This window comes from Qipengyuania pacifica, from assembly GCF_019857205.1.
GTDB lineage: Bacteria > Pseudomonadota > Alphaproteobacteria > Sphingomonadales > Sphingomonadaceae > Qipengyuania > Qipengyuania pacifica.
The window spans coordinates 155597-181183 of sequence record NZ_JAHWXO010000003.1; the positions used below are offsets into that span (position 1 = coordinate 155597).

The 25587-nt window shown below is 62.2% G+C and carries 26 protein-coding genes; 14 read left to right on the plus strand and 12 right to left on the minus strand.

Features of this window, described 5'->3' with window-relative positions:
• The first annotated feature begins 3 nt into the window (after nt 1–3).
• The 4 genes from KYK83_RS06075 to KYK83_RS06090 all read left to right on the plus strand — a co-directional run bounded on the left by KYK83_RS06075 (nt 4) and on the right by KYK83_RS06090 (nt 8624).
• Entirely contained in the window at nt 4–1257 is a 1254-nt protein-coding gene (locus KYK83_RS06075; RefSeq protein WP_222827572.1) for a threonine ammonia-lyase, read from the plus strand.
• Between the two features lie 173 nt (nt 1258–1430).
• A complete protein-coding gene (locus KYK83_RS06080) occupies nt 1431–2273 on the plus strand; it encodes an arginyltransferase (protein WP_103022735.1) in 843 nt (280 codons plus the stop codon).
• Nucleotides 2188–4413, plus strand: coding sequence for an autotransporter assembly complex protein TamA (locus KYK83_RS06085; protein ID WP_222827573.1), 2226 nt, complete (start codon nt 2188–2190; stop codon nt 4411–4413). Before KYK83_RS06080 ends, KYK83_RS06085 begins: the two co-directional genes overlap by 86 nt.
• Complete coding sequence (locus KYK83_RS06090) at nt 4413–8624, plus strand: translocation/assembly module TamB domain-containing protein (RefSeq protein ID WP_222827574.1); 4212 nt, start codon at nt 4413–4415, stop codon at nt 8622–8624. The genes KYK83_RS06085 and KYK83_RS06090 overlap by 1 nt, the downstream gene beginning before the upstream one ends.
• A gap of 9 nt (nt 8625–8633) precedes the next feature.
• On the opposite strand, the gene KYK83_RS06095 is transcribed toward KYK83_RS06090, so the two are convergent.
• The 8 genes from KYK83_RS06095 to KYK83_RS06130 form a co-directional block, all read right to left on the minus strand.
• Nucleotides 8634–9236 carry a fasciclin domain-containing protein gene (locus tag KYK83_RS06095; protein ID WP_222827575.1) on the minus strand — a complete coding sequence of 201 codons (603 nt, stop codon included), beginning with the start codon at nt 9234–9236 and terminating at the stop codon, nt 8634–8636.
• Nucleotides 9237–9247: 11 nt separating this feature from the next.
• Complete coding sequence (locus tag KYK83_RS06100) at nt 9248–10348, minus strand: hypothetical protein (protein ID WP_222827576.1); 1101 nt, start codon at nt 10346–10348, stop codon at nt 9248–9250.
• Nucleotides 10349–10434: 86 nt separating this feature from the next.
• Nucleotides 10435–11013 (minus strand): lysozyme, encoded by a 579-nt coding sequence (locus tag KYK83_RS06105; protein WP_222827577.1) that lies wholly within the window; start codon nt 11011–11013, stop codon nt 10435–10437.
• A 134-nt stretch (nt 11014–11147) separates the two neighbouring features.
• Nucleotides 11148–12557 (minus strand): type I glutamate--ammonia ligase, encoded by a 1410-nt coding sequence (gene glnA / locus KYK83_RS06110; protein WP_103022569.1) that lies wholly within the window; start codon nt 12555–12557, stop codon nt 11148–11150.
• A 52-nt stretch (nt 12558–12609) separates the two neighbouring features.
• Nucleotides 12610–12948 carry a P-II family nitrogen regulator gene (locus KYK83_RS06115; protein WP_103022570.1) on the minus strand — a complete coding sequence of 113 codons (339 nt, stop codon included), beginning with the start codon at nt 12946–12948 and terminating at the stop codon, nt 12610–12612.
• Nucleotides 12949–13158: 210 nt separating this feature from the next.
• The gene (gene argC / locus KYK83_RS06120) at nt 13159–14097 is read right to left on the minus strand and encodes an N-acetyl-gamma-glutamyl-phosphate reductase (RefSeq protein ID WP_222827578.1); all 939 of its coding nucleotides are present in this window, start codon (nt 14095–14097) and stop codon (nt 13159–13161) included.
• Nucleotides 14094–14441, minus strand: coding sequence for an SH3 domain-containing protein (locus KYK83_RS06125; RefSeq protein WP_103022572.1), 348 nt, complete (start codon nt 14439–14441; stop codon nt 14094–14096). Before KYK83_RS06125 ends, argC begins: the two co-directional genes overlap by 4 nt.
• 74 nt (nt 14442–14515) lie before the next feature.
• Complete coding sequence (locus tag KYK83_RS06130) at nt 14516–15904, minus strand: leucyl aminopeptidase family protein (RefSeq protein WP_222827579.1); 1389 nt, start codon at nt 15902–15904, stop codon at nt 14516–14518.
• 45 nt (nt 15905–15949) lie between these two features.
• On the opposite strand from KYK83_RS06130, the gene KYK83_RS06135 reads away from it, so the two are divergent.
• The gene (locus tag KYK83_RS06135) at nt 15950–16777 is read left to right on the plus strand and encodes a DUF3298 and DUF4163 domain-containing protein (RefSeq protein WP_222827580.1); all 828 of its coding nucleotides are present in this window, start codon (nt 15950–15952) and stop codon (nt 16775–16777) included.
• 40 nt (nt 16778–16817) lie between these two features.
• Entirely contained in the window at nt 16818–17645 is an 828-nt protein-coding gene (gene map / locus KYK83_RS06140; protein WP_222827727.1) for a type I methionyl aminopeptidase, read from the plus strand.
• Here map and KYK83_RS06145 read toward each other — a convergent pair.
• Nucleotides 17642–18295 carry a heme exporter protein CcmB gene (locus KYK83_RS06145; protein ID WP_222827581.1) on the minus strand — a complete coding sequence of 218 codons (654 nt, stop codon included), beginning with the start codon at nt 18293–18295 and terminating at the stop codon, nt 17642–17644. The two genes, map and KYK83_RS06145, sit on opposite strands and share 4 nt — an antisense overlap.
• Nucleotides 18292–18873: a heme ABC exporter ATP-binding protein CcmA gene (gene ccmA, locus KYK83_RS06150; RefSeq protein ID WP_222827582.1), complete on the minus strand. Its 582-nt coding sequence runs from the start codon at nt 18871–18873 to the stop codon at nt 18292–18294. The genes KYK83_RS06145 and ccmA overlap by 4 nt, the downstream gene beginning before the upstream one ends.
• Nucleotides 18874–18931: 58 nt before the next feature.
• Here ccmA and KYK83_RS06155 point away from each other — a divergent pair, with 58 nt between their 5' ends.
• The gene (locus tag KYK83_RS06155; RefSeq protein WP_103022578.1) at nt 18932–19225 is read left to right on the plus strand and encodes a 4a-hydroxytetrahydrobiopterin dehydratase; all 294 of its coding nucleotides are present in this window, start codon (nt 18932–18934) and stop codon (nt 19223–19225) included.
• Nucleotides 19226–19231: 6 nt separating this feature from the next.
• Here the strand turns inward: KYK83_RS06155 and KYK83_RS06160 are convergent, their stop codons facing one another.
• The gene (locus tag KYK83_RS06160; protein ID WP_222827583.1) at nt 19232–20038 is read right to left on the minus strand and encodes an SDR family oxidoreductase; all 807 of its coding nucleotides are present in this window, start codon (nt 20036–20038) and stop codon (nt 19232–19234) included.
• Nucleotides 20039–20060: 22 nt separating this feature from the next.
• A complete protein-coding gene (locus tag KYK83_RS06165) occupies nt 20061–20678 on the minus strand; it encodes a DNA-3-methyladenine glycosylase family protein (protein ID WP_222827584.1) in 618 nt (205 codons plus the stop codon).
• 92 nt (nt 20679–20770) lie between these two features.
• Between KYK83_RS06165 and KYK83_RS06170 the strand changes: the two genes are divergently transcribed.
• The 7 genes from KYK83_RS06170 to KYK83_RS06200 all read left to right on the plus strand — a co-directional run bounded on the left by KYK83_RS06170 (nt 20771) and on the right by KYK83_RS06200 (nt 25552).
• Nucleotides 20771–21088 (plus strand): 2Fe-2S iron-sulfur cluster-binding protein, encoded by a 318-nt coding sequence (locus tag KYK83_RS06170; RefSeq protein ID WP_222827585.1) that lies wholly within the window; start codon nt 20771–20773, stop codon nt 21086–21088.
• Nucleotides 21089–21106: 18 nt separating this feature from the next.
• Nucleotides 21107–22147, plus strand: a complete 1041-nt coding sequence (locus KYK83_RS06175) for a cysteine synthase A (protein ID WP_430299056.1) — start codon at nt 21107–21109, stop codon at nt 22145–22147.
• 31 nt (nt 22148–22178) lie between these two features.
• Nucleotides 22179–22544 (plus strand): hypothetical protein, encoded by a 366-nt coding sequence (locus KYK83_RS06180; protein WP_196846689.1) that lies wholly within the window; start codon nt 22179–22181, stop codon nt 22542–22544.
• Nucleotides 22522–23256, plus strand: a complete 735-nt coding sequence (locus KYK83_RS06185) for a DUF4350 domain-containing protein (protein ID WP_222827586.1) — start codon at nt 22522–22524, stop codon at nt 23254–23256. Before KYK83_RS06180 ends, KYK83_RS06185 begins: the two co-directional genes overlap by 23 nt.
• Nucleotides 23257–23727: 471 nt before the next feature.
• Nucleotides 23728–24108, plus strand: a complete 381-nt coding sequence (locus KYK83_RS06190) for a division/cell wall cluster transcriptional repressor MraZ (RefSeq protein ID WP_346729423.1) — start codon at nt 23728–23730, stop codon at nt 24106–24108.
• Nucleotides 24105–25043, plus strand: a complete 939-nt coding sequence (rsmH, locus tag KYK83_RS06195; protein WP_222827588.1) for a 16S rRNA (cytosine(1402)-N(4))-methyltransferase RsmH — start codon at nt 24105–24107, stop codon at nt 25041–25043. The genes KYK83_RS06190 and rsmH overlap by 4 nt, the downstream gene beginning before the upstream one ends.
• Nucleotides 25043–25552 (plus strand): hypothetical protein, encoded by a 510-nt coding sequence (locus KYK83_RS06200; protein ID WP_103022587.1) that lies wholly within the window; start codon nt 25043–25045, stop codon nt 25550–25552. Before rsmH ends, KYK83_RS06200 begins: the two co-directional genes overlap by 1 nt.
• Nucleotides 25553–25587 lie beyond the last annotated feature (35 nt).

The following is a 25587-nucleotide window of genomic DNA, read 5'->3' on the forward strand; positions in this document are numbered from 1 at the left end:
AACATGAACGAAGCATCTTCCGTCCGTGCTGCCGCCAAGGCGACCGAGCTCCTTAACCTCGACGATGTGCGCGCTGCCGCTGCGCGTATCGAAGGCGCCGTGGTCCGGACGCCGATGTTGCGCTCGCAGACCCTGTCGGAAATTTCCGGGGCCGACATCTGGCTCAAGTTCGAAAATCACCAATTCACAGCCGCCTACAAGGAACGCGGCGCGCTCAATGCGCTGCTCCATCTCAACGAGGAACAGCGCGCGCGGGGCGTGATCGCGGCATCCGCCGGGAATCACTCCCAGGGGTTGAGCTATCATGGCCGGCGTCTGGGCGTTCCGGTCACCATCGTAATGCCGCAGACCACACCCAGCGTTAAGGTCATGCAGACCGAAAGCGTGGGCGGGAATGTCACGCTCTTCGGCGAGACCTTCGACGAGGCTTATGCCCATGCGCGCGAATTGGAAAAGGAACGCGGCCTAACCTTTGTCCACCCGTTCGATGATCCTCTCGTTGCGGCCGGGCAGGGCACGGTCGCGCTGGAGATGATCGAGGACAAGGACGATTTCGATTGTCTTGTCGTACCGATCGGCGGCGGCGGATTGATGAGTGGGATGGCCACCGTGGCCAGAGCGCTCAAGCCAGATATCGAAATGGTCGGTGTTCAGGCCGAACTCTACCCATCGATGTATTCGGCAGTAACGGGTGACGAGCGTCCCTGTGGCGGCGATACGCTGGCGGAAGGCATTGCCGTCAAGGCGCCTGGGCAGTTCACCCGTCAGATCATCGCCGAGCTGGTCGATGATGTGCTTCTGGTACCCGAGGCAGCCCTCGAACATGCGGTCGCGCTTCTGCTGCAGATCGAAAAGACCGTTGTCGAAGGAGCGGGGGCAGCGGGCCTTGCAGCGATCTTGTCGAACCCGGACAAGTTCAGGGGAAAGACCGTCGGCCTCGTCCTCTGCGGCGGCAATATCGACACGCGCCTGCTCGCGAATGTGCTCCTGCGCGACCTTGCGCGATCCGGGCGTCTCGCTCGCTTGCAGATCGTGTTGCAGGATCGACCGGGCGCATTGTTCAAGGTGATGCGCGAGTTCAACGAACACAACGTCAATATCATCGAAATCTATCATCAGCGCATTTTCACCACACTGCCGGCCAAAGGCCTGACGGCGGAAATCGAATGCGAAGCGCGCGACGGTGAACAGATCGACCGGCTCGTGAACTCGCTGCGCGACAAGGGATATGTAGTCGAAATGGCCGAACTGGCCTGACTGGTGGGCGGTATGCCGCCCATCCGAGCCTACCGTTTTTCCCTCCGTTTCGAGTAATTCGACGGATGGCCTGTGCTTTTCATGGTTAAGAGGGTTTTAACGCTGGATCGCGTCTGGCATTGATGCGTCTAACAGGTAAGGATTTCTTAACCTCTGAAAGGATGCAGCCGAAAGTGACCGCACCGATTCGCTTCCCGCGCTTTTTCGTGACCAGCCCTGCGCCGTGTCCGTATCTGCCGGGCAAGAGCGAACGCAAGGTGTTCACCGAACTGCGCGGCGACAATGCCGACGAGCTGAACGAAGCGCTGGGCCGCATCGGTTTCCGCCGCAGTCAGACGGTCGCCTATCGCCCATCCTGTCTCGATTGTCAGGCCTGCGTTTCGGTGCGTGTCGTGGCGGATGAATTCCAGCCATCGTCGACACAGAAACGCACGCTGAAAGCCCATGACGATCTGATCGCCACGGAATGCCGCCCATGGGCCACCGCGGAACAGTTCGAATTGCTGCAGAAATATCTCGCTGCCCGTCACCCCGGTGGCGGGATGACGCAGATGGAAGAAACCGATTTCGCAGATATGGTGGAACACACCAGCGTATCTAGCTATGTGATCGAATATCGTGAGCCGGGGATCGGTGCCGAGCAGGGGCGCTTGGTCGGAGCTTGCCTCACGGATTATCAGGGTGACGGGCTGTCGATGATCTACAGCTTCTACGATCCTGACCACGAGGGACGCGCCGGGCTTGGGAACTACATCATTCTCGACCATATCCGCAGAGCGGCGGAACGAGACCTGCCCTATGTCTATCTCGGCTATTGGGTCGAAGGGGCAGAGCGGATGCAGTACAAGGTCCGTTATCGGCCGCTCGAACGCCTCACCCGCGGTGGATGGGAACGCATGCCCGAAAGGGAGCAGAAGCGTCTCATCGCCAATGCAACCGCTCCACGGGGCCGGCGGCGCGAAGAAGCTCTCCCCGCAAAGGACGGGCTCGCAGCGGAATACCGCATTACCGACTGACATCGCGGGTTCCGTTATCGGAACCTGTCTGGCAGCGATCGCGCTGGCGGGCGCCACCCCCTTGGCTGCGCAGGATAGTCCTGCCACCTCTTCGCTCGACGAACTCATACCGGACAGCGCCGTCGAAAGCCCCGATGACTGGGCGCAGCAGGGCACGGACGAACAGGTCATCTCGCAAGCTGAGGCAGGATCGCAGCTCGATGCGGAAACTCCGATTTCCGAAGCGCCCGACATGTCGATCGCCTGGCCGGAAGATGTCGATCTCGATCCGCTCGTTCCGCTCGAGCCGGAAGAGGATATCGAATTCGTTCAGTTGCTCGACGATGCACCGCGGCTGGCATTCGACGAAACCGATGTCGAGGAACTGTCGGGCTCGCTGGTGCTCGGATTCCCGCAGAAGGAGCCGCCCTTCAGCGAGCGCGAGGATTTCGTCGACAGGTTCGAAGCACTTTCAACCATCGAGGAACTGGGCGACGGCGACGAAAATGTCGCACAGCTTGCCGCCCGTGCCCGAAAGGATGAGGAACTCCTTGAAACGCTGCTTCGGGTGTATGGCTACTACGAAGGTGAGGTCATCCGCACGATCGGTACCCGCCGGGCCGGAGAGGATTCGGCGGATCGGCGCCCTCGGGTGCGGTTCGATGTCATTCCGGGTGCACGATATACATATGGTGCGATCGATCTCGGCGATCTCGACACGGCAGTAGATGCCGGAACTCTGCGTCAGTCTTTCGATATCAAGGTTGGCGACTATCTTCAGTCGGACACGATCGTCACGCAGCGTTTCAACCTCGATCGGGCATTGGGCGAAACCGGATACGCCTTTGCCGAAATCGACGAACCCGAACTGCTGATCGATCACGAACGGGTGCAGGGCGACCTGACCATGCATGTGCGGCCCAAGGGCAAGTATGTGTTCGGGGATGTAGTCAGCAACGACGAGGAATTTCTTTCCGGCCGCCACCTCGCCACGATCGCCCGTTTCGACCCGGGGGATGTGTACAAGCGCAGTATCGAACTCGACCTGCGCCGTGCAATTACGGCTACCAGCCTTGTATCTACCGTCGATGTGCAGGCCCGCGAAGTCGTGCCTCCCCGTGGGGACGAGCCCGGTGTGGTCGCCATGGATGTCACGATGGAGCGGGCCAAACTGCGCACCATATCGGGCGCTGTCGGCTACGGTTCGGAAGAAGGTATCCGGCTTCAGGCTAGCTGGGAACATCGCAACCTGTTCCCGCCTGAAGGTTCTCTGCGCTTGCGCGGGATTATCGGAACGCGCGAACAGCTCGCTGGTGTAACCTTCCGCAGGAACAATCTGGGTGGCAGGGACAAGGTTCTTACCGCGGACGTCTACGCATCCAGTATCGACACCATTGCTTACGATGCCGACACGGTGGCGCTGACCGGCACATACGAACGCACATCCACCCTGTTGTTCCAGAAGCCGCTGGCTTGGGGCATCGGCATGGAAATCCTCGCGACCGATGAACGCAACCGAGTGATTGGCGGCATTCCGCGCCCCCGTCAGACCTATTTCATCGCCTCGCTTTTTGGCAGGGCCACCATCGACACCAGCGATTCACTCCTCGATCCAACGCGTGGCTTTCGCTTGACCGGATTCCTCGGTCCGGAAACCTCCCGCACGGGCGGCCAGCAATATTATTATCTGAGGAATCAGGCGGACGCGTCCTTCTATCAGTCCGTAGGCCAGAGGACGGTGATCGCCGCTCGCGCACGGTTTGCCAGCATTCAGGGTGCCGAACTGGCTGGCATCGCACCGTCACGCAGGCTTTACGCAGGTGGCGGCGGTTCTGTCCGTGGCTATGGTTTCCAGGCGATCGGACCGAAGAACGATCTGCTTGAACCGACGGGGGGGCGCAGCCTCGTCGAAGCATCCTTGGAAGCGCGTGTCGGCACCGGTCTGTTCGACGGCGCGCTCTCTGTCGTGCCCTTCATCGATGCCGGTAGCGTCTCGATCGACACAGTGCCCGACTTCCGCTTCATCAAGTTCGGCGCCGGTGTAGGTGTGCGATACACCACCGGTTTCGGCCCGATCCGGCTCGATGTGGGCATTCCGCTAAACCCAGAACCAGAAGATTCGCCCGTCGGGGTCTACATTTCGCTGGGTCAGGCTTTCTAATGGCCACCGATCAACCGGCCGCTGACATCGAGGAACGTCCGGCCCGGCGGCGCCTTCGCGTTGGGCGCGTTGGCAAGTGGCTGCTCGGCATTGCGGCCGCTTTCGTACTTCTGATCGTTGGGGCGCTTGTCGTTCTCAACACGCCGCTTGGTGAACGCTTCATCGCCAGCCGCATTGCGGAACGCACTTTCCCCAACGGCCTCAACATCCGGATCGGACGAATAGAGGGTAATCTCTACGGGGCGGCGGTCCTTCACGATGTGCGCCTGTCCGATCCAAAGGGCGTCTTTCTCACCATACCTCGCGCCGAAATCGACTGGAATCCGGGGGGCTGGCTTTCCAACCGGCTGGAAATCGACAGCTTCGCCGCTCGCCGGGCTACTCTCGCACGCACTCCGGAATTCTTGCCAAGCGAAGAAGACAATCCCGTACTGCCCGGGTTCGACATCTCGATCGACCGGCTCGAAATAGACAATCTGACCCTTGCTCCCGGTATCGCCGGCAACCGTCCGCAGCGCGTCGATATCACCGGCGGTGCCGATGTCACCGACAGTCGCCTCATGGTCGATATCGATGGCCGTCTGGGCGAACGGGACCGGCTCGCGCTGCTGCTGGATGCCGAACCGGACGGCGATACCTTCGACCTGTCTCTGGATGTCGATGCATCGGCAGATGGTCCGATCACAGCCATGGCCGGTCTCGATGCCCCCTACACCGCACGCATTCGCGGGGATGGCACATGGTCGCAATGGTCCGGCAGCCTGCTGGTCCGTAGCGAGGACGCTCGCATCGCCGCGATGCGGATAACCAATGCATCGGGACGTTTGGGCCTCCTTGGAAAGTTCGATCCGTCGGATTTCCTCAGCGGTATCCCCGCGCGTGCGCTGGGCGATGATGTCGCGCTCAAAGCGGACATCGCGATAGACCAGCGCCGCTTCGATGGCCGTGTCATGATGGCCGGGCGTGGGCTGATACTGGATGCCAATGGCCTGCTCGACCTTGCGGACAACAGGGCAGAAAATATCGAACTGGCCGCTTCCGTGCGCGACCCGACCCTGCTCGGCGAAGGTATCGCGCTTCGCAACGGGCGGATCGATGCGATGGTCGACGGGGCCTTTTCGGATCTTGCGATCCGCCACGATCTGACGGTGGGCGAAGTCGACATCGGCGGTACGAAGCTGGCTGGCCTCCGGCAGCAGGGCACTGCCCGGTACGATGGCACACGGTGGACGCTGCCCTTGGGGCTTGCGGTTTCGCGGGTGACGAGCGGCAATGCCCTGCTCGATCCGCGCCTGGTGAACGGCACCGGGCGCGGCACGCTTGTGCTGAGCGGGTCGACCCTTCTGTCGGATGATCTGCGTCTTGCGTTCCCCGGCACCTCGGCCAATCTGGCTCTTCGCGGTGACCTGTCCGCGGGACGATACCAGATCCGCGGGCCGATCCGCGCAGAACGGCTGGCCCTCGACAATGTCGGCACGTTGAACGGGACCGCGGTCATCCAGCTTGCCCTCGCACCGCAATCACCGTGGCGTCTCTCGGCCGATCTCGATGCGCGCATTGCCCCTGTTACCAACGCGACGCTGGCCAACCTCGCCGGCACACCCATCCGCGTGCGCGGCGGGGTCGCGGTGGGCGGCAATGCCCCGCTCGATTTCAACCGTCTGCGTATCGATGCAAGCAAGGTGCAGATGGCGCTCGACGGCAGCGTTCGCGACGGGACTACCCAGCTTGCAGGGGAGGGCACGCATACCGATTTCGGCCCCTTCACCGTAGAAGCCAGCCTCACCGACGCCGGGCCGAGCGCCGCGCTGGTTTTCGCACGGCCTGCGACCGGGCTCGACAATGTCCGCGTGGCGATAGCCCCGGCAGAAGAGGGTTTTGCCATCGATATCGAAGGCAATTCGGTGCTCGGACCCTTTGCCGGCCAGCTTGGCCTTACCGCACCGTCCGGCGGTCCGACCCGCATCTCGATCGAGACCATGCGCGTGTCCGATACCAGTGTCACCGGCGCCATCGCGCTGGTAGATGGCGGCGCGGACGGCACGCTCGCTTTCGCCGGTGGCGGCCTCGATGGGACCGTGGCGCTGACGCCGCGCGGCGGCGGACAGGGCCTTCAGGTCGACCTGCGAGCCCGCAATGCGCGCTTCGGCGGCGATACGCCCTTGCGCATCACCCGCGCGGATATCGATGCGACGGGTCTCATTCGCGATGGCAACACGAGCTTCTCCGGCTCGGGTACGGCAGCCGGATTGTCTTACGGCACGCTGTTCATTTCCCAGCTTGCAGCCCGCGGCGAGGTCGAGAACGGCGTCGGGCGGGTGGATGCCTCGCTCTCGGGCAGGCGCAGCGGGCGCTTCGTGCTGGATGCGAATGCGACCATCCGGCCCGATCGCATCGCGCTCGCGGCACAGGGGCGGTTTGCCGGTCGCCGCATTTCCATGCCGCGCCGCGCCGTGCTCACAAGTCTGGACGGCGGGGGCTGGCGCCTCGCACCGACGCAATTCTCCTATGGCGATGGCGGGATGATCGTGTCCGGCGATTTCGGCGGCAGGGATCTCGATTTCGATTTCAAGCTCGCCCGCATGCCGCTCTCGCTGATCGATGTCGCGAAAGCCGATACCGGCCTTGGCGGGACGATTTCGGGCACGGTCCATTACCGCACCGGTGCCGACATGGTGCCGGTGGGCGAAGCCAAGGTGAAGATCGAAGGGCTGACCCGCTCCGGCCTCGTGCTGACGTCGCGCCCGGTAAACGTCTCGCTGGTGGCGGAACTGACCGAGAGCGATCTTCAGGCGCGTGCCCTGTTGCAGAACGAGGATATCCAGCGCGGGCGCGTGCAGGCGCGGATCACCGGCCTGCCGCAGCAGGGCATCCTTATAGAACGGCTGCGCGCAGGCCGCCTGTCGGGCCAGTTACGCTATCGCGGCGCGGCGGAAAGCCTGTGGCGGCTCGCCGCTCTCGATACGTTCGACATAACCGGCCCCATCGCCATCGCCGCAAATGCAACCGGCACGTTGCGCGATCCCACGGTGCGCGGCTCCATCTCGGGCGACAGCCTGCAATTGCGCAGTTCGCTGTCGGGCACCGACATTCGCGATATCGCCATGCGCGGCCGGTTCCAGGGGTCGCGCCTGCAGCTCACGCGCTTTGCCGGTACGGCGGTCAACGGCGGCAGCGTCAGCGGCAGCGGCATCGTCGATCTGCGGACTTTGGGCGAGACGGTTCAGGGCAGGGTACTGGAAATCCGCGGGCCGATCATCGATCTACGCGCCTCGGCCAAGAATGCGCGCCTGCTCGATACGGGCGGCCTCAGCGCCACGGTGACCGGACCGCTGCGGATCGTCTCGGACGGGCTCGGCGGTACGATTGCGGGCAAGGTCCGCGTCAACCGGGCCAGCTGGACGCTGGGCACGGCGGCCGACGATCTGCGTGTCCCGCAAATCGCCACGCGCGAAATCAACACGCCCGCCAACCGCGATCCGCAGGTGGCGGCCGGCCGCCCCTGGCAATATCTCATCAATGCCAAGGCGAGCAGCCGGATCGATGTCGATGGCATGGGGCTGGACAGCGAATGGGCTGCGGACATCGTCCTGCGCGGCAATACGTCCGATCCGCGCATCGGCGGGCGGGCGGAAGTGGTTCGCGGCAATTACACCTTTGCCGGAACCCGCTTCGAACTGACCCGCGGCGAGATCGAATTCGATGTGGACGCGCCGATCGATCCCCTGCTCGACATTCGTGCGGAAACGGACCGGGATGGCCTCAACGTCGAGGCGAACGTCAGGGGCAGCGCGACGCAGCCCGAAATCACCTTCACGTCCAACCCCTCCCTGCCGGAAGAGGAACTGCTGGCCCGCCTGCTCTTCGGCGGTTCGGTCACCAGCCTCTCGGCCACCGATGCTCTGCAGCTTGGCGCGGCCGTGGCCAGTCTGCGCGGCGGGGGCGGCATGGACCCGATCAACCAGTTGCGCTCCGCAATCGGGCTCGATCGCCTGCGTATCGTCAGCGCTGATCCCGCACTGGGCCGCGGCACGGGCGTCGCATTGGGCAAGAATTTCGGACGCCGCTTCTACGCGGAAATCATCACGGATGGACGCGGCTACAGTGCTACGGAAGTGGAATTCCGTGTGACCAGCTGGCTGTCGCTACTCGCTGCCGTGTCGACAGTCGGGCGCGAAAGCGTCGTTGCCGAAATCAGTCGCGATTACTAACCCGCGCGGTCAGTCCTTCGGCGGCATCAGCACCTGGCTGATCGGTATGACGACACCGTTATTGGTGGCGGTCGCCGTCCCGGCAAAACTGGCGCTGCCGCCATCTTCCAGCTCCGCCTTGATGCCGTCGCCTTCCCGGGAGAAGATGACAGCCGTCTCGCCGAGCGTGGCCATCGTTACCGGGCCGCCCTTGCGGTCGATGGCTTCCCCAATCGATTCCGGCGTCAGATGGCCGGGCAACAGATGGTCGCGCAATAGCGCCACCAGAACCGGGCGTTGCTCGTCTTCGAGCAGCGCCACCAGAACCGGGCGTTGCTCGTCTTCGAGCAGCGTTTCACCTTCCTTGCCCAGGGCTTCGAATGCCGCGTCGTCGGGCGCCAGAATTGTGTAGCTGGCCGGGCCGTCGAGAACGCCGGACAGTTCGGATTCTTCCATCGCCTCGCGCACGATATCGAGATCCTTCTCGGCCCCCAGGGCGGCTGCCAGCGTAAGGGTTCCATCGTCCCGCGTGGCGCCTTGTGCAGTATGTTCTTCCGTATCGCTGCATGCTGCAACCAGGGGAAGGGTAACGAGAGCGATTGCGGCAAGGCCGTTTTTCCATGCGTCGGTCATGTTCTGTCCCTTCAGACCAGCAGGTCGATGGCGGCGGAAATCAACTGGGTCTGGGGGTCGATCTGATAGACATAACCATCCGAATATCGATACCACGCGTCGTCACTGTCGTTGTACCGGTCCCGATACGGGTAGGGCACGTTATAGACGTCATAGCCTGACGGCATCGGCTCACCGATGGTGAAATCGTCACCGGTCAGCAGGGCAACCACCGACTGGATCGCTGAATCGCTCGGGTTCACCCGGTAAATGACGTTGTCGGCATAGCGGTAGGAATCTCTCGGTCCCAGATCGTAATAATCGACGTAATAGTCGGGCACCGAATGGCTCGAATAGCTCGACGGCCACTGATTGCCGATCGCCAGCGCTCCTCCCAGCAGGGGGATATATCCCGCTATTCCGCCATCGCTCGCCGGGCGCAGAAGATAGCCGTCGTCGTAATAATACCGGCCCGAACTGTAATTCTTCAGGCCGAACAGGCGGGGCCGATAATCGTACCCGTTCCAGGTGCGGTAATTATCGTACCGCTTCTTGGCCTGTCCCGGCGGCATGCAGCCATTGTACTTCTTCGCCAGACCCGGCGGACAGCCGGCGATCGCTCGCCGGTCCCTGTCGCGCACGAGGAAGGTCCGGTCCTGGTCGTACCGAACGCGATCGACATAATTGATAAGGTTGCGATCGCCCCGCCGCACATCGCGGCGTCCGTCCCTTCGGTCCACGCGTCGCTCGACTGATCGCTCGATGCGACGCTCGGCCCGCTGCGACAGATCCCTGCGGTCATCGCGCCGGTCCACCCGCCGTTCGACAGCGCGCTCTTGAGGTCGCTGACTGACCCGGCGTTCGATTTCACGGGGGACATTCTGGCGGGCATCTCGTCTGTCGGGCTGCTGGGCCACGCGTTTGTCCGGCCTGGCATCCCTGTTGCTGTTGTTGCCGTTGTTGCGTGGACGCTGTGGGCCGCGATCCGGCGGACCACGCTCGACCTTGGCGGCATTATTGTGCTTGCCATTACCCGGGCCGTTGCCGTTGTCTCCGTTCTTGCCCGGTTGGGCATAGGCGCCACTTGCTGCCAAGGCGATCGCGGCTGCTCCTGCTAGCAGGATACGCATCATTAGAACTCCTTTGCCGGGCTAACGGGGGATGGAGGCTTCCGGTTCCGGTTAACCTACGCGCAAGAATTGGCAGAACTCTGCGGTTTTCAAGCTGCCCCATAAAGCGCAGCCTCGGCGCGCCGACGGCGGATCAGGCCTTTCAGCACCTGTCCTGCCGCGTAAACCCAACGGTGGAATTCTTTGGCCGCGCCTGCATGATCGCCCGCCAGGTGCCGTGTGAGCAGTGTCGAACGGGCAATCGCGCCGGTGTTGTAATGGAAGCTCACCAGCGCATCGAATTGCGCCTGGCTGGTCGGCGCATCGCCGATGGCCTGCACCACATCGCGGGCATGGCGCTCGATATCGGCAGCAAGGCGCCGGTCGCATTCCTCCCGGGTCCACACCGTGCCGGGTCCGATACCGGGTCCCGTTGCGCCCCATCCGATCGTCCACGGATCGCCCCCGCTGCCGGGATCGGGATAGGCCTCGACCATGCCGTCTCCCCGCACGCGCGCACAGCCTTCGAACTCCTGAATCAGGCGTACGCCTGCCGGGCTGACCTCACGCGATGCCCCGGCCACGCCGGTCATCGTGTCGATCGCCTTGTCCAGCGTGTCGACCTCCGATTGGCGCAGGCCTCGGCCAAGCAGGTTTCTCACGATGTCGAACAGGGGTTTGCGGTTCATCAGGGCCTCCATGAAAACGAGGCAACCTGATTAGGCATCGAATGGGCGTGTAGGAAAATGGTTTTTCACCGGGCGCGCGAAAAAGGCCGCCCGGTCGCCCGGACGGCCTTTCCTCGGTGAAATAACAGGACCGATCAGGCGCTGTAATACATGTCGAATTCGGCGGGGCAGGGCGTCGTGTCGACGCGCAGGACTTCTTCCCACTTCAGTTCGGTATAGGCCTCGATCTGGTCCTTGGTGAAGACGTCGCCCTTCAGCAGGAACTCGTGATCGGCCTCCAGTGCTTCCAGTGCTTCGCGCAGCGATCCGCAAACCGTCGGGACCTCGGCCAGCTCTGCCGGCGGCAGGTCGTACAGGTTCTTGTCCATGGCTTCGCCCGGGTGGATCTTGTTCTGGATCCCGTCGAGACCGGCCATCAGCAAGGCGGCATAGGCAAGGTAGGGGTTGGCCATGGCGTCGGGGAAACGGAATTCCACGCGCTTCGCCTTGTCGCCCGCACCGTAGGGGATGCGGCACGAAGCGGAACGGTTGCGCGCCGAATAGGCCAGCAGAACCGGTGCTTCGAAGCCGGGGACCAGCCGCTTGTAGCTGTTGGTCGTCGGGTTGGTGAAGGCGTTCAGGGCCTTGGCATGCTTGATGACGCCGCCGATGTAATAGAGGCAGTTCTCGCTCAGGCCGCCGTACTGGTTGCCGGCGAAGGTCGGCTTGCCGTCGTCCCAGATCGACATATGCGTGTGCATGCCGCTGCCGTTATCCGCCTTGATCGGCTTGGGCATGAAGGTCGCGGTCTTGCCGTAGATGTGGGCCACCTGATGCACGACATACTTGTAGATCTGCATGTTGTCGGCGGTTTCGACCAGCGTGCCGAAGGTCAGGCCCAGTTCGTGCTGCGCCGCGGCCACTTCGTGGTGGTGCTTGTCGCAGTTCAATCCCATTTCGATCATGGTCGAAACCATTTCGCCGCGGATGTCGACGGCGCTGTCGACCGGGGCAACAGGGAAATATCCGCCCTTGGCGCGGGGGCGGTGGGCCATGTTGCCGCTTTCGTATTCCTTGCCGCTGTTGGTCGGCAGTTCGATGTCGTCGATCGCGTATCCCGAACCGGCATAACCGTCTTCGAAACGCACGTCGTCGAACATGAAGAATTCGGCTTCGGGACCGACATAGATCGTGTCGCCGATGCCCGTCGACTTCAGGAAGGCTTCGGCGCGCTTGGCGGTCGTGCGCGGGTCGCGCGCATACCATTCGCCCGTCGAAGGTTCGACGATGTCGCAGAACAGGATCATCATCGGCTCGGCGCTGAACGGATCGATATAGACCCGTTCCAGGTCGGGCTTCAGGATCATGTCGCTTTCGTTGATGACCTTCCAGCCGGCGATCGACGAACCGTCGAACATCAGGCCGTCATCGAGTTCGTCTTCGGTCAGGATCCCGGCCACCATGGTCAGGTGCTGCCACTTGCCCTTGGGATCGGTGAAGCGCAGATCGACCCACTCGATGCTTTCGTCCTTGATCTGTTTCAGGACGTCGCTTGCACTTGCCATTGGTATTGCCTCCGTTTGAACTGAAAATTCCTGCGGGTTTTCCCGCGCTAACTCAGATTGCGTCGTCGTCGCGCTCGCCTGTGCGGATGCGCAGGGCGCCTTCGATCGACGAAATGAAAATCTTGCCGTCGCCGATGCGGCCCGTCTGGGCGGCGGCGGCGATGGCTTCCACCGTGCGGTCCGCGATGCCATCTGCCACCACGACCTCCAGCTTCACCTTGGGAAGGAAATCGACGACGTATTCGGCGCCGCGATACAGCTCGGTATGGCCTTTCTGCCGCCCGAAGCCTTTCGCCTCGGTCACGGTGATTCCCGACACGCCGATTTCGTGCAGGGCTTCCTTCACCTCGTCGAGCTTGAATGGCTTGATGATCGCTTCGATCTTTTTCACGTCGTCTCCGAACCCCTGAGGAATGGTGTCGCTCCACCCTTCGCGCGTTTCTTTCCAAGAATCGTGCCAAGGCCTTGGCGGAGGGGCCTAACCGAAGAATCGATGCGCGCCAAACTGAGTTGGCGCAATTTTTGCGATGATTGGTGCGCAATCGGCGCAACTGCCTCGATGCGAGCGCAAAAGGCTGCTTACGCGGCAGTCACGGCTTGCCTAATTTTTGGGCAGAATGAGGCCGGCGGTCTCGGGCAGGCCGCACATCAGATTGAGGTTCTGCACGGCTGCACCGCTCGCGCCTTTGCCCAGATTGTCGAGCCGGGCGATCAGTCGCGCATTCCATCCGCCTTCGTTTCCGAACACAAACAGTTCCAGCCCGTCGGACGGTGCGGCATCGGTGTCGAGCAGGAGCTCGCTCACCGGGGTGGCATCATGAACCGTGACGACGTCCGATCCCGCGTAGAATTCGGCCAGGGCCGTTCGCAGGTCGTCCGCATGACGCTCGCCGTCCATGGCACCGAGGTGCAGCGGCACCTCGACGATCATGCCGCGATAGGCCGGGACGACCGACGGTGCGAACAGCACGGGGTGTTCCAGTTCGGCATGCGCCTGCATTTCCGGCAGGTGTTTGTGCGCCAGATCGAGCGCATATGTCCGAAACGCTATGTTCGGCTCCTCGATCATACGTTTGATTAGCATGCTTCCGCCGCCGGAATATCCGCTCACAGCGTTGACCGTGTACGGCCAGTCGGCCGGCAACCGCCCCGCACGCACCAGCGGCGCGACCAGCGCGAGGAAGCCTGTGGGGTAGCATCCGGGGTTGCTCACCCGCCGCGCATCGGCCACCCGCTCGCTGCCGATCAGCTCGGGAAAACCATAGCACCAGCCCTCGCTCGTGCGGTGCGCGCTGGATGCATCGATCACTCTCGTGCCGCCGGAAGTGTCAATCATTTCAACCGCTTCGCGCGCCGCATCGTCGGGCAGGCACAGGATGGCGATATCCGCCTCGTTCAGCGCTTCGCGCCGCGCGGCAGGGTCCTTGCGCTTCGCATCGTCCAGCCTCAGCAGCTCGAACTCGCTGCGCTCGGCCAGCCGGTCGGCAATCTCCAGGCCAGTCGTGCCTGCAGCCCCGTCGATGAAGATTTTATGCGTCACTCGCTGGCAGCCAGCATGCCCAGCCGGATATATCCACTCGGCCCTTCCGGCCCGCACGCCACCCACGCCCAGTCGCCCGCGCAGTCCAGGACCTCGACTTCCTGTCCGGCATCCAGCGTAGCGCCGACCTCGGCATCGTCGCGCATGGCGAGCATCAGCGGTGCAGGCGCATCTCCGATATTGCGGAGCTGGGGAATGACATAATGGGCGGCCAGATAATGTTTCGCCAAGGCAATATGCGCGAGATCGCCGCGCAACGGCAGAGTGCCGGGCGCGGGCTTTTCCACCGGACCGGTAAGTCCGACGATACCTTCGGGAAGAGAGTAGCTGGCTTGAGCAGTCACGCTGAGGGCAGAATCCGGAAATGAACGTTGCGCGCGCTTAACGCCGCGGCTCACTTCAGGCAAGGCGGCGAGCCTCAGCCTCCACCGAAACGCGCCCGCAACATGTGCCATGCGGCTCTCAACCCATAGGCATCGCCGCCCTTGGGACGTCCCGGTTTTGCCTGCGGGCGCCAGGCAAAGGTATCGAAATGCGCCCAGTCGATGCCTTCGCCGACGAACTTGTCGAGGAACAGGCCCGCGACGCTCGCCCCCGCAAAGGCATTGCCGTGGGCATTGTTGGTGTCGGCAATTTCCGAGACCAGCCATTCACGATAGGCATCGGGAAGGGGCAGGCGCCAGGGTTCGTCGTCATGAGCCTTGCCTGCAGCGATCAGCGCCTCCGCGGTTGCATCCCTGCGCGTCATAAGCGCTGGATATTCAGGCCCGAGCGCCACCCGCGCAGCGCCGGTGAGCGTAGCGAAATCGATAATAAGGTCGGGCTTCTCTTCGCTTGCCCGCTGCAACGCGTCGCCTAGGATGAGCCGGCCTTCGGCGTCTGTATTGCCGATTTCGACAGTCAGTCCCTTGCGGCTCTTGAGGACATCGCCGGGGCGAAAGCTGTTGGAACTGATGGCATTTTCAACTGCCGGAACAAGCAGGTGCAAGCGGACAGGAAGACCTGCATTCATAACAAGGCCTGCCAGCGCGATGGCGTGCGCGGCGCCGCCCATATCCTTTTTCATGAGCAGCATGCCGGTGGAGCTTTTTACATCCAGGCCGCCGCTGTCGAAACACACGCCCTTACCGACGATGGCCAGGACCGGATCGCCCTCCTTGCCCCATGTAAGATGCATGATACGCGGTGCATGATGGCGCGCGGCGGCGCGTCCCACGGCATGAACCATGGGATACTCCTGTTCGAGTGCATCGCCCTTTGTGACGCTCAATTTGGCGGAATGCTGCTTCGCCAGCTTTTCGCATTGCTCTTCAAGCGCTGCCGGCCCCATGTCTTCTGCCGGTGTATTAACCAGATCGCGCACCAGGCACACGGCCTGCGCTTCTGCGACGGCGCTATCGATCGCTTTCACATCCTTGGTCAGGATCACCCGGGGGCCCGTCGGCCGTTCGGGTTTCTTGTAACGATCGAATATATGCTGCGCTGTCTGCCATCCATGCAGGGCGGGGCCCGGTTCGCCCTCAGCCCTGCGATACGTACCTTCGGGAAGGTTTTCCGCGAGCTTGGCCATGCACCAGCTGGAAAGTTCCTTCGGGTCAGCGACCCCGCCGACGGCGAACCAACCGTCACCATCCGGTACGATGCCGACCTGATAGCCGCTCCCGTCGAATTTCTGGCCTTCCAGAGCCGCGCGTTGGCTGGTCGAAAGTTTTTTGCGCCAGTCCGAGTACCCGTCGCGGTTGACGAGATGAATGGAAATCGCTTCCTGTCCCTGGTCGGGCTGGATAAGCGTTTGCTTGTCGGCCATATTCAAGACGTACCCCTGACTGTCGTTGTCGCAAAGGAAACCGTGATGCGCGCGCCCCTGTTCCTGATTTCGCTCGCCCTGTCGAGTGCAGCCTGCTCGGACGGAGCCGAGTACGCCGACAAGACGGGGACGTCCAATCCGTCCGCGCAGGCGAGTGCTTCGGCCAGTTCAAGCACCAAGGCGGAAGCGGTCAACATCGCGAAAACCGCCGAGAAAGATGGCGGAACCTGGGAGTTTTCCTACAAATGGCCCGCTGCAGTAAGCGCCATTCCGGAGCTCGCAAAGCAGTTGGGGACAGAGCGTGATCAGCGCGAGAAGGAAGACCGCGCCGAATGGGATGCAACGCTGACCGAACTCGCCGGTGACGGCGATTGCGGTGGTTGCCGTAGCCGCAGCTTCGCCAAGGAATGGAAGGTCGTCGCCAGCCTGCCCGATTTCCTCAGTCTGTCGGCCGACTATTCCGATTATACCGGCGGCGCGCACGGTATGTATGGCAAGCAGTCGCTGGTATGGGACAAGCAGGCCAAGGCGTCTCTTGCCGGGGTCGAAATGTTCAATTCGCCGGTTGCCCTGGAGCAGGGGCTTGGCGCGCGGCTTTGCGATGCGCTCAACAAGGAGCGGGAAAAGCGGCGAGGCACGGCGGTCCAACCCGATAGCGACAGCATGTTCGATAATTGCCCCGGGCTCGACGAAGCCACGGTGCTGGTCGGATCGTCAAATGGCAACACCTTCGATCGGATCGGGATTTATTTCGGCCCGTATGTTGCCGGACCCTATGCAGAAGGCGCCTATGAGCTGGATTTCGATGTGACAGCCAGCGTGATCGATGCGGTGAAGCCTGCATATGCGGGTGCGTTCAGCGTTCGCCGATAGGCATCTCGCAATTGCGGCCTAAAGTCACTATATGCACGGCATGACGGAATATCAGGTAATCGAGGCGGACGAGACCGTCTATCGCGATGGGACAATCAAGCTGCATGGCCCGGACGGGTACGAAGGCATGCGCAAGGCAGGGCGTCTTGCGGCGGAAATCCTCGACGAGCTGACCACATTCGTCCAGCCAGGTGTGACGACCGGCGAGATAGACGACAAGGCGCGCACCATGATGCTGGATGCAGGTGCTGTGCCTGCAACCATGGGGTATCGCGGTTATGCGCATAGCTGCTGCACGTCGATCAATCATGTGATCTGTCATGGCATACCGTCCGACAAGGCTCTCAAGGACAGCGACATCGTCAATATCGACGTCACGCCGCTGCTGGATGGCTGGCATGGCGATACAAGCCGAATGTATTTTGCCGGCGAACCTTCGCTCAAGGCGCGCAAGCTGGTCGATGTGACCTATGAATGCCTGATGTTGGGGATCGATGCTGCGTCGAAACCGGGCGCACGCCTTGGCGATATCGGGGCGGCGATCGAGGAACATGCGCGCCAGTTCCGTTATGGCGTCGTGCAGGAGTTCTGCGGTCACGGCCTTGGCCGGTTGTTCCATGATGCGCCGGAAGTGATCCATGCGGCGCGCGCCGGAACGGGGCCGGAACTGAAACCCGGCATGTTCTTCACCATCGAACCGATGATCAATGCGGGCCGACCACACGCCAAGATCCTGCGCGACGGCTGGACTGCAGTGACGCGCGACAAGTCGCTATCGGCGCAGTTCGAACATTCCATCGCAGTCACCGACGATGGTGTGGAAATCTTTACCGAAAGCCCCAAGGGGCTGCACAAGCCGCCATATTAGGTTTCGCGGGCTGCCTTCAGCGCAGCCCCGGCGCCGAAGGGTGCGACAGCGCACAACCCCAGACTGATCGCTCCGGTAAGCAATAGCCCACCGGGATCGGGGCGCCCGAGAGCACCAGCTCCGAAAATGAGGATCGGCACCGCCAGGGGGATGACCATCAATCCTGCCAGCGCCGCGCCGCCGCGCATGCTTGCGGTAAGCGCTGCGACGATAAGGCCAACCGCAGCCAGTCCGGGCGTGCCTGCCACCAGTCCGAGGAGCACGGTCTGTGTGGTCTTGCCATCAAGGCCAAGCAAAGCGGCTGCCGGTAAGGTTGAGAGCAGAAGGAACGGCGCAAAGGCCAGCCAATGTGCGAGCAATCTGACGGCCATCGCCGTTTCTTCGCTGATGCCGCGCAGACGCAGCTGATCGAAGATCCCGGCGTCGAGATCGCCCGACACCAGCTTTTCCAGCGGCAGGATCGCGGCGAGGAGCGCTGCGATCCAGATCACACCTCCGCCGGTCCTTGCGAGCAATTGCGCGTCGGGGCCGACGGCAAAGGGATATAGCATGGCGACGGCAAGAAAGAACAGCAGCGGCAGCAGCCCGCTGCCGCCGCGTCCGCCCGGCAGCAAGGTGGCCAGATCCCGTCTGAGCAGCGCAGCGATCATGCGGCAAAGTCCGCCAGAGCGATGGCTTGCGGCGCGGGTAGCGCGATTGGCTGGTGCGATGCGGCAATAGCGATCCCACCGGCACGGCAATGCTGATCTATCAGCGCTTCGAAAACCGTTTGCGCATGATGGTCCAACCCGTTCAGCGGTTCGTCCAGCAGCCAGATCGGGCAATTGGAGTTGATCAGGCGGGCAAGGGCAGCGCGCTTTTTCTGCCCGGTCGAGAGATATCGAACCGGAATGTCCAGTAACGGCGCGAGCTGGAGCAGGTCGCCCGCGCGTCCCATATCGGCATTGCCATCCAGTCGTTCCCAAAAGGCCAGGGCCTTGCTCAGCGGCAGATTGGCGTCGAGTGCCAACCGTTCATCGACCAGGCCCCTTCCGCCGTAATGCTGCACATCCCCTGCATAGGGACGGAGCAAGCCGGCAAGAATACGGATCAAGCTGGATTTGCCGACGCCGTTGGGCCCCGTAACGTGCACGGCATCGCCGGCGACGCAGTCTATCGACAGCTTGCGGAAAAGCAGTCTTTCGCCCCGACGGCAGGCAATGTCCTTTGCGGCGAGGCGAGCTTGCATGGGCGGGAGCGATAGGCAAAAGGCGCCCACGCGACAAGCGAGAGGAGATTCGTGCGTTATGGCAGTAGAACAGTTGAGCGAGGAAGAACGCGATAGCTGGCTGAGGGCGCTGCCGAAGTGGTCGTCGTGCCGCGATGGCGCTGCGATCGAGCGAAAATTCGAATTCTCCGATTTCTCCGAAGCGTTTTCGTTCATGACGCGGGTGGCCATGATTGCCGAAACGCGCGATCACCACCCCGAATGGTTCAATGTCTATAATCGGGTCGAAATCACACTGACGACGCATGATGCAGGCGGGTTGAGCCTGCGCGATGTGAAAATGGCGCGCAAGATCGACGCGCTGCTGGCCTGACCTTCGTTATTCGCCCATCGGCCTGGTCAGCGCGCGCGTCTGCTTGCGAACCCGGCCAGGCAGCCAGCGTGCGCCGAACGCCAGCGTTTTAGCGGTCTTGCCGACGACGGTATGCAACTTTTCGCCGTGGATGGCGGCCCATGCCGCAGCAGCGACATCCGCGACCGGCGTGATTTCGAGCCCCGCACCTGTCACCCGCTGGCGAATATCCTCGTTCGATCGCGCATTGGGGTTGTGATCGAGCAGGGGGGTGTCGATGAAACTGGGCATGAGGGAGCGGACATTGATCCTATCGACAGCCCATTCCCCATCCAAGCTTTCCGTCACGGCACGAACCCCGAACTTGGTCGCCGAATAGACGCTTGCCCCGGGTGTCCCGTACAAGCCCGCTGCACTCGCGGTATTAAGCAGGCACGAGCCGGGGGCCGTTTGCTTGAGGTAGGGGTGCGCCGCCTGTGCACCGAACAGAACGCCCTTTAGATTGATGTCGAGCGTGCGTTCGATTTCCTCGGCGCTGTTTTCGGTCAGCGATCCGCCCAGCGGTACGCCTGCGTTGTTGAACAGCACATCGATGCGCCCGCCGGCAGCCACGCAAAACGCATCGAGCGCTTCGTCCCAAGCGGAGCGGTCACGCACATCGAGGGGGTGCGAATAGACGAAGCCGTTTGCGATCATTTCTTCGGTTTCGCGCATGCCCGCCTTGTCGATGTCGCCAAGGCCGACAAACCAGCCGCGCTGGCCGAAATAAACGGCAACTGCGCGTCCGATTCCGGATCCACCGCCTGTGATGAAAATGGCCCTGCGATCACCCATGCTGTCTCTCCCTCACGCGCGTCTAAAGCGCGGCGTTATTATATGTGTGCCAGGTGAAGATGGCCATTGCGCCGCGATGGGGCCGCCATCTTTCTCCCAACTCACGCGTTTCCTTCTCGCCCGGTCTTGCCGGCAATTCGAGCATGCGTCCGACGGCCTCCTGCACCGCCAGGTCGCCTGCAGGCCAGATGTCCTGACGCCCTTCTGCAAACAGCAAATATATCTCCGCCGACCAGCGGCCAATACCCTTGATCCTGGTGAGTTCGGCAATGGCCGCTTCATCGTCTTCGGGCAGGTTGTCGAAGGCCAGTTCTCCACTCGCCACCAATTCGCACAGGCTGCGGGCGTATCCCTGTTTCTGGCGGGACAGTCCGCAGGCGCGCAATGTATCGAAGTCGCGGGCCAGCAGATCCTGTGGAAGCATGTCCTCGCCAAGTTCCGCCTCCAGCTTGTTCCAGACTGCTGCAGCGGACGCGACGCTCACCTGCTGACCTACGATCGTGCGCAGGAGCGTGCGGTAACCCGTGGAGCGAATGCGCTCCTCGGGATAGCCGCACCGCTCGATTGCGGCGGCGACGATGGCGTCATCTGCGGCTACAGCGTCGAGATGTTCGCGCAATTGTGCGTTGGTCAGGCCCATGGCGAGTGTGCTTGCCTTCCCTTTCGCGATTGAATAGCAGCGCGACGCATAGGTTGGGCCAGTGGCCCTTTGCAACCGAGGAAAGACGTAAAATGCCGAAACTGATCGTCACCACGCGTGAAGGCGAGACCAGCGAAATCGACGTATCCGACGGCCTGACCGTTATGGAAGCGATCCGCGATAACGGTTTCGACGAACTCCTGGCCTTGTGTGGTGGCTGTTGTTCCTGCGCAACCTGCCATGTTCACGTCGACGAATCCTTCGCCGGCGAATTACCGGAAATGAGCGAGGACGAAGACGATCTGCTCGAATCAACCGATCACCGCAGCCCGACATCGCGCCTTTCCTGCCAGATACCCTTCACGCCGGAACTCGACGGATTGAAGGTTACTATCGCGCCTGAAGATTGATGTTGTTTGCGGGTTAAGATGGCTGGGCCTACCTCGCCAGACATGACTTCAATTCCAGTACGCGAGCACACGCTCGATCTCATCGGCAACACGCCGCTCGTCCGCCTCGAAGGGCCGAGCGCGGAAGCCGGCTGCGACATCTTCGGGAAATGCGAATTCGCCAATCCAGGCGCAAGCGTTAAGGACCGGGCCGCCCTGTATATCATTCGCGATGCGGAAGCGCGCGGAGACCTGAAGCCTGGCGGCACTGTGGTCGAAGGAACCGCGGGCAATACCGGCATCGGTATCGCGCTGGTGGCCAATGCGCTGGGCTATCGGACCATCATCGTGATGCCCGACAACCAGAGCCACGAGAAGATGGACACGATCCGCGCGCTCGGGGCGGAACTGGTCACCGTGCCGCCGACCAAATATGCCGACTGCAACCATTTCCAGCACGTGTCGCGCCGGATGGCGGAGGAAATCGACGGTGCGATCTGGGCAGGCCAGTTCGACAACACCGCCAATCGCAAGGCGCACATCGAAACAACGGCCAAGGAACTGTGGGAGCAGCTCGAAGGCCGGATCGACGGCTTTACCTGTGCCGCAGGAACCGGCGGGACCATCGCCGGTGTCGGTATGGGCCTGAAAGAGTTCGACGAAAACATCGTCATTGCGCTGACCGACCCGCACGGCGCAGCTCTGTACAACTATTTCGCCAATGGCGAGCTTAAGGCTGAAGGGTCCTCTGTCGCCGAAGGGATCGGGCAGGGGCGTATAACCGGAAATCTGGAAGGCGCGCCGATCGATACGCAGTTCCGCGTTTCGGATGAAGAAGGTCTAGAATGGGTGGCCCGCCTGCTGCGCGAAGAAGGGCTGTGCCTCGGTCTGTCGAGCGGCATCAACGTTGCCGGTGCCATCGCCCTGGGCAAGCAACTGGTCGCAGAGGGGCGCGAAAATCCGCGGGTGGCCACGATATTGTGCGATACCGGCTTCCGCTACCTCTCCACGCTCTACAATGCCGAATGGCTGGCGTCCAAAAAGTTGCCGGTTTTCGATTGGTTGCAATCCGGCGATTGACTGGCAGGCAGGGGTGCCTAGGCTAATGCGCGTGCCGCAATTTTTCGACATGAGCCGCAAGCCATCGGTGCGCGAGCTGCCCGACGTCAACGGTGGCGTAGACGCGCGCCGCGAGCGGACGGTACAACGTCTGCAGATCGGCGCGACCGGGATCGTAATGATGATCCTGCTCGTCGGTCTGGCTAGCATCATCCAAGACCGTGCTGCCGAAACAGATGCGACGACGGTGCCCGAGGCTGCCCCTACTACCGAGCCGACGCAGACAGCTCCGCGGAACGATCCGTTGGTAGAGGCCGGTGTGGTTCCCGATCTCGCAGTCGAGCCGACGGCCGTTCCAGATACCGTATTGACGCCGCCGCCACGGGTTGAGAGCAATGCTTCGCCTGCCGAGAACTAAAGGTGTTCTTACATTGCTGGCGGTGCTGCTTGCAGCCTGTTCCACAGGCAAGGTCAGCGAAGAGGCTGCTCCCAAACACCCTGTCGGTCTGTTCTCGACCCTGCCGATCTATTGGGGCGAGGGCGACATGGCAGCAATACTCGATGGCTCAAACCACAGCGACTGGGTCCGCGACCTTATCGAACAGCGATTTGACATCGAGCCGCTCGACACTGTGGAGCCCGATGCGATCGACGGGCTCGATCGCATAATTATGGCGCAACCGCGACCGCTTGCTCCGTCCGAAAATGTGGCACTGGACAATTGGGTGCGCGCGGGAGGTCGGTTGCTGATTTTCGCCGATCCACTTCTGACACGTCACAGCGATTTTGCGCTCGGCGATCGTCGCCGACCGCAAGATGTGGTGCTTCTTTCTCCCATCCTCACCCGCTGGGGACTCGAGCTGCGCTTCGACGATGCCCAGCCAAGCGAGGAGCGCCTGATATCTGCTTCCGGCAATCAGTATCCCGTCAATCTTGCGGGCCAGTTCGTCGCGACGGGAGATGGCAAATGCACAATTTCGGAAGCGGGGCTTTTCGCTTGGTGCAGTGTCGGGAACGGGCGGGTCACATTGATGGCGGATGCAGCGATATTGGATAGTGAAGAGACGGCGGCGACCTCAGCGCAAAGGCAAGTCTTGCTGGCGACCCTGATCGGCGATGCACTGAACTGATCCCACGGGATTTTACGGGAAAGATTCGGGATCATGACGCGAGTCCATCGATGGACTCGCGCAAATCCGTGTTTTTGCTGATATCCAATGGGACGCTCGGTAATGAGATCAATTCTGCCCGAACGAATTATATATAAGTAATTCAATGCCTTATGAGCTTATCCCGTAAAATCCCGCAATTTTCCCTTCCATCCCGGCTCTGCCCGCGATAAACCAAACACACATCGGACAAGCACTGTCTATTCGCGCTCGGTCAACGGGGCGGGCGCCTCGCCCACCTGTGTGGGTGAACGGGGAAGTGTTGCCTGATGGGGAGGTAATCGAAACCGTATTTGGGGTTTGGGGACAGTGTCTTTCGGAGGGTATAGCGGACAGGCCTATTCGCCCGCGGGCGACAAGGGCCGCTTCGTGCTTCCCCCCCTTTTCCGTAAGGCTGTTAAGGAATCGAGCGACGGGCGCGTCTTGTGCCTGATGAAGCATCCGTCATGGAACTGCCTCGTCGGCTTCGGCCTGTCGCGCAAGCCCGAGCTCGAGGCCCAGCTCGATCGCGAAGAAGAACTTGCGGTTCGGCTTGGCAAGGAATTCGATCGCGATACCCGGTCCAGCCAGCTCTTCGGCTTCATCGAAATGCCGTTCGATGACAGCGGTCGCTTCGTCATGCCCGATCACCTGCGCACGCTCGGCAACATCGACGATGGCCTCTATTTCCAGGGTGGCGGGCGCTTCTTCACATTGTGGAATCCGGAAGAGCTTGCCCAGATGGGCGACGACTGGGCCGGCGCCAAGGCGGCATGCGAAAGCTTTCTGTCCGATGCGAAGGATAAGGGCGCTGCCAAAGGTGCCAGCAAGTGACCGGGGCGCCGCACATCCCCGTCCTTCTCGACGAAGTAATCGAAGCGCTTGACCCGCAGCCGGGCGACGTCGTGATCGACGCGACCTTCGGGGCGGGCGGTTATACGCGCGCGCTGCTGGAACGCGGTGCCATCGTCCATGCATTCGACCGGGATCCCGACGCAATCGCCGCAGGCCGCAGCTGGAGCGAAGCGGAAGAAAATCCACCACGTCTGGTTCTGCACCCCCATCGCTTTTCCGAAATGGTCGACGTCATGGCGGCGGCGGGTATCGCGCACGTCGACGGCGTGGTGATGGATATCGGCGTATCATCGATGCAGCTCGATCAGGCGCATCGCGGATTTGCCTTCTCGTCGGATGGTCCGCTGGACATGCGCATGAGCCAGGAAGGGGCGAGCGCGGCGGATTTTCTCAACGGTGCCGACGAGAAGGCGATCGCCGATGTGCTCTATACATATGGAGAAGAACGCCAGTCCCGCCGGGTTGCCCGCGCCATCGTCGCCGCACGTCCGCTCGAAACGACCGGCGAACTGGCGCGTGTCGTACGCAAGGCGCTGGGCCACAAGCCGCACGATAAGAAAGACCCGGCCACCCGCACTTTTCAAGCCATCAGAATTCACGTGAACGGCGAGCTGGACGAACTGTCCCAAGCACTGTCCGCCGCCGAGCACGTGCTGCGTGAAGGGGGCCGCCTCGTGGTTGTCAGCTTCCACAGCCTCGAAGACCGGATCGTCAAGCGCTTCCTGCGCGAGGCGTCCTCAACCCCGAGCGCCTCGCGTCATGTCCCTTTGGCAGCGCAGGACGATCCGGTTTTTTCGAAAGTCAGCAAAGCCATCAAGCCGGGTGAGGCCGAGATCGAACGCAATCCGCGCGCCCGTTCCTCCGTCCTGCGCGCTGCGACGCGGACCGCGACTCCCGCACGGGAGGCCGCGTGATGGTCGGTGGATCGCGTATTCGTCAGATCGGCTGGGCGCTTGTTCTTGCCGTTTGTTTCGCCCTGCTACTGGCGTTGACGTTCAAGGTGAACGCCGTGAAGAGCGACGTGCGCCTCGCCGAACGCCAGATCATCGCCGCACAGCAGGCCAAGCTCATGCTCGAAACCGAATTCGAAACCCGCGCCAGCCAGCAGCAGTTGTCGGATTGGAACGCGGTCGAGTTCGGTTATTCCGCTCCACGTGCCGACCAATATCTCGAGAGTGAACGCCAGCTTGCGGCTCTCGGCACTCCGCGCGGTATCAACGCGCCTTCTCCGGTGCGCGTGGCCTTGAACCGACCCGAACCTGAATCGGAAAGCCTCTTCGCCGACTGGATCGACGATGACGAGGAAAGCGCCGCCCATCGTCCGGACCGGCGCGAACTGGCAGCCGTAACAGCCGGGGGGCTCGCCGAGCGCCTGTCCAGCCCGGCGGTCGGGATCGCCGCCGTGGCGGAGGTCAGCCAGTGAACGCCTTTTCCGGCTTTGGCCCCGCCATTGCCGCG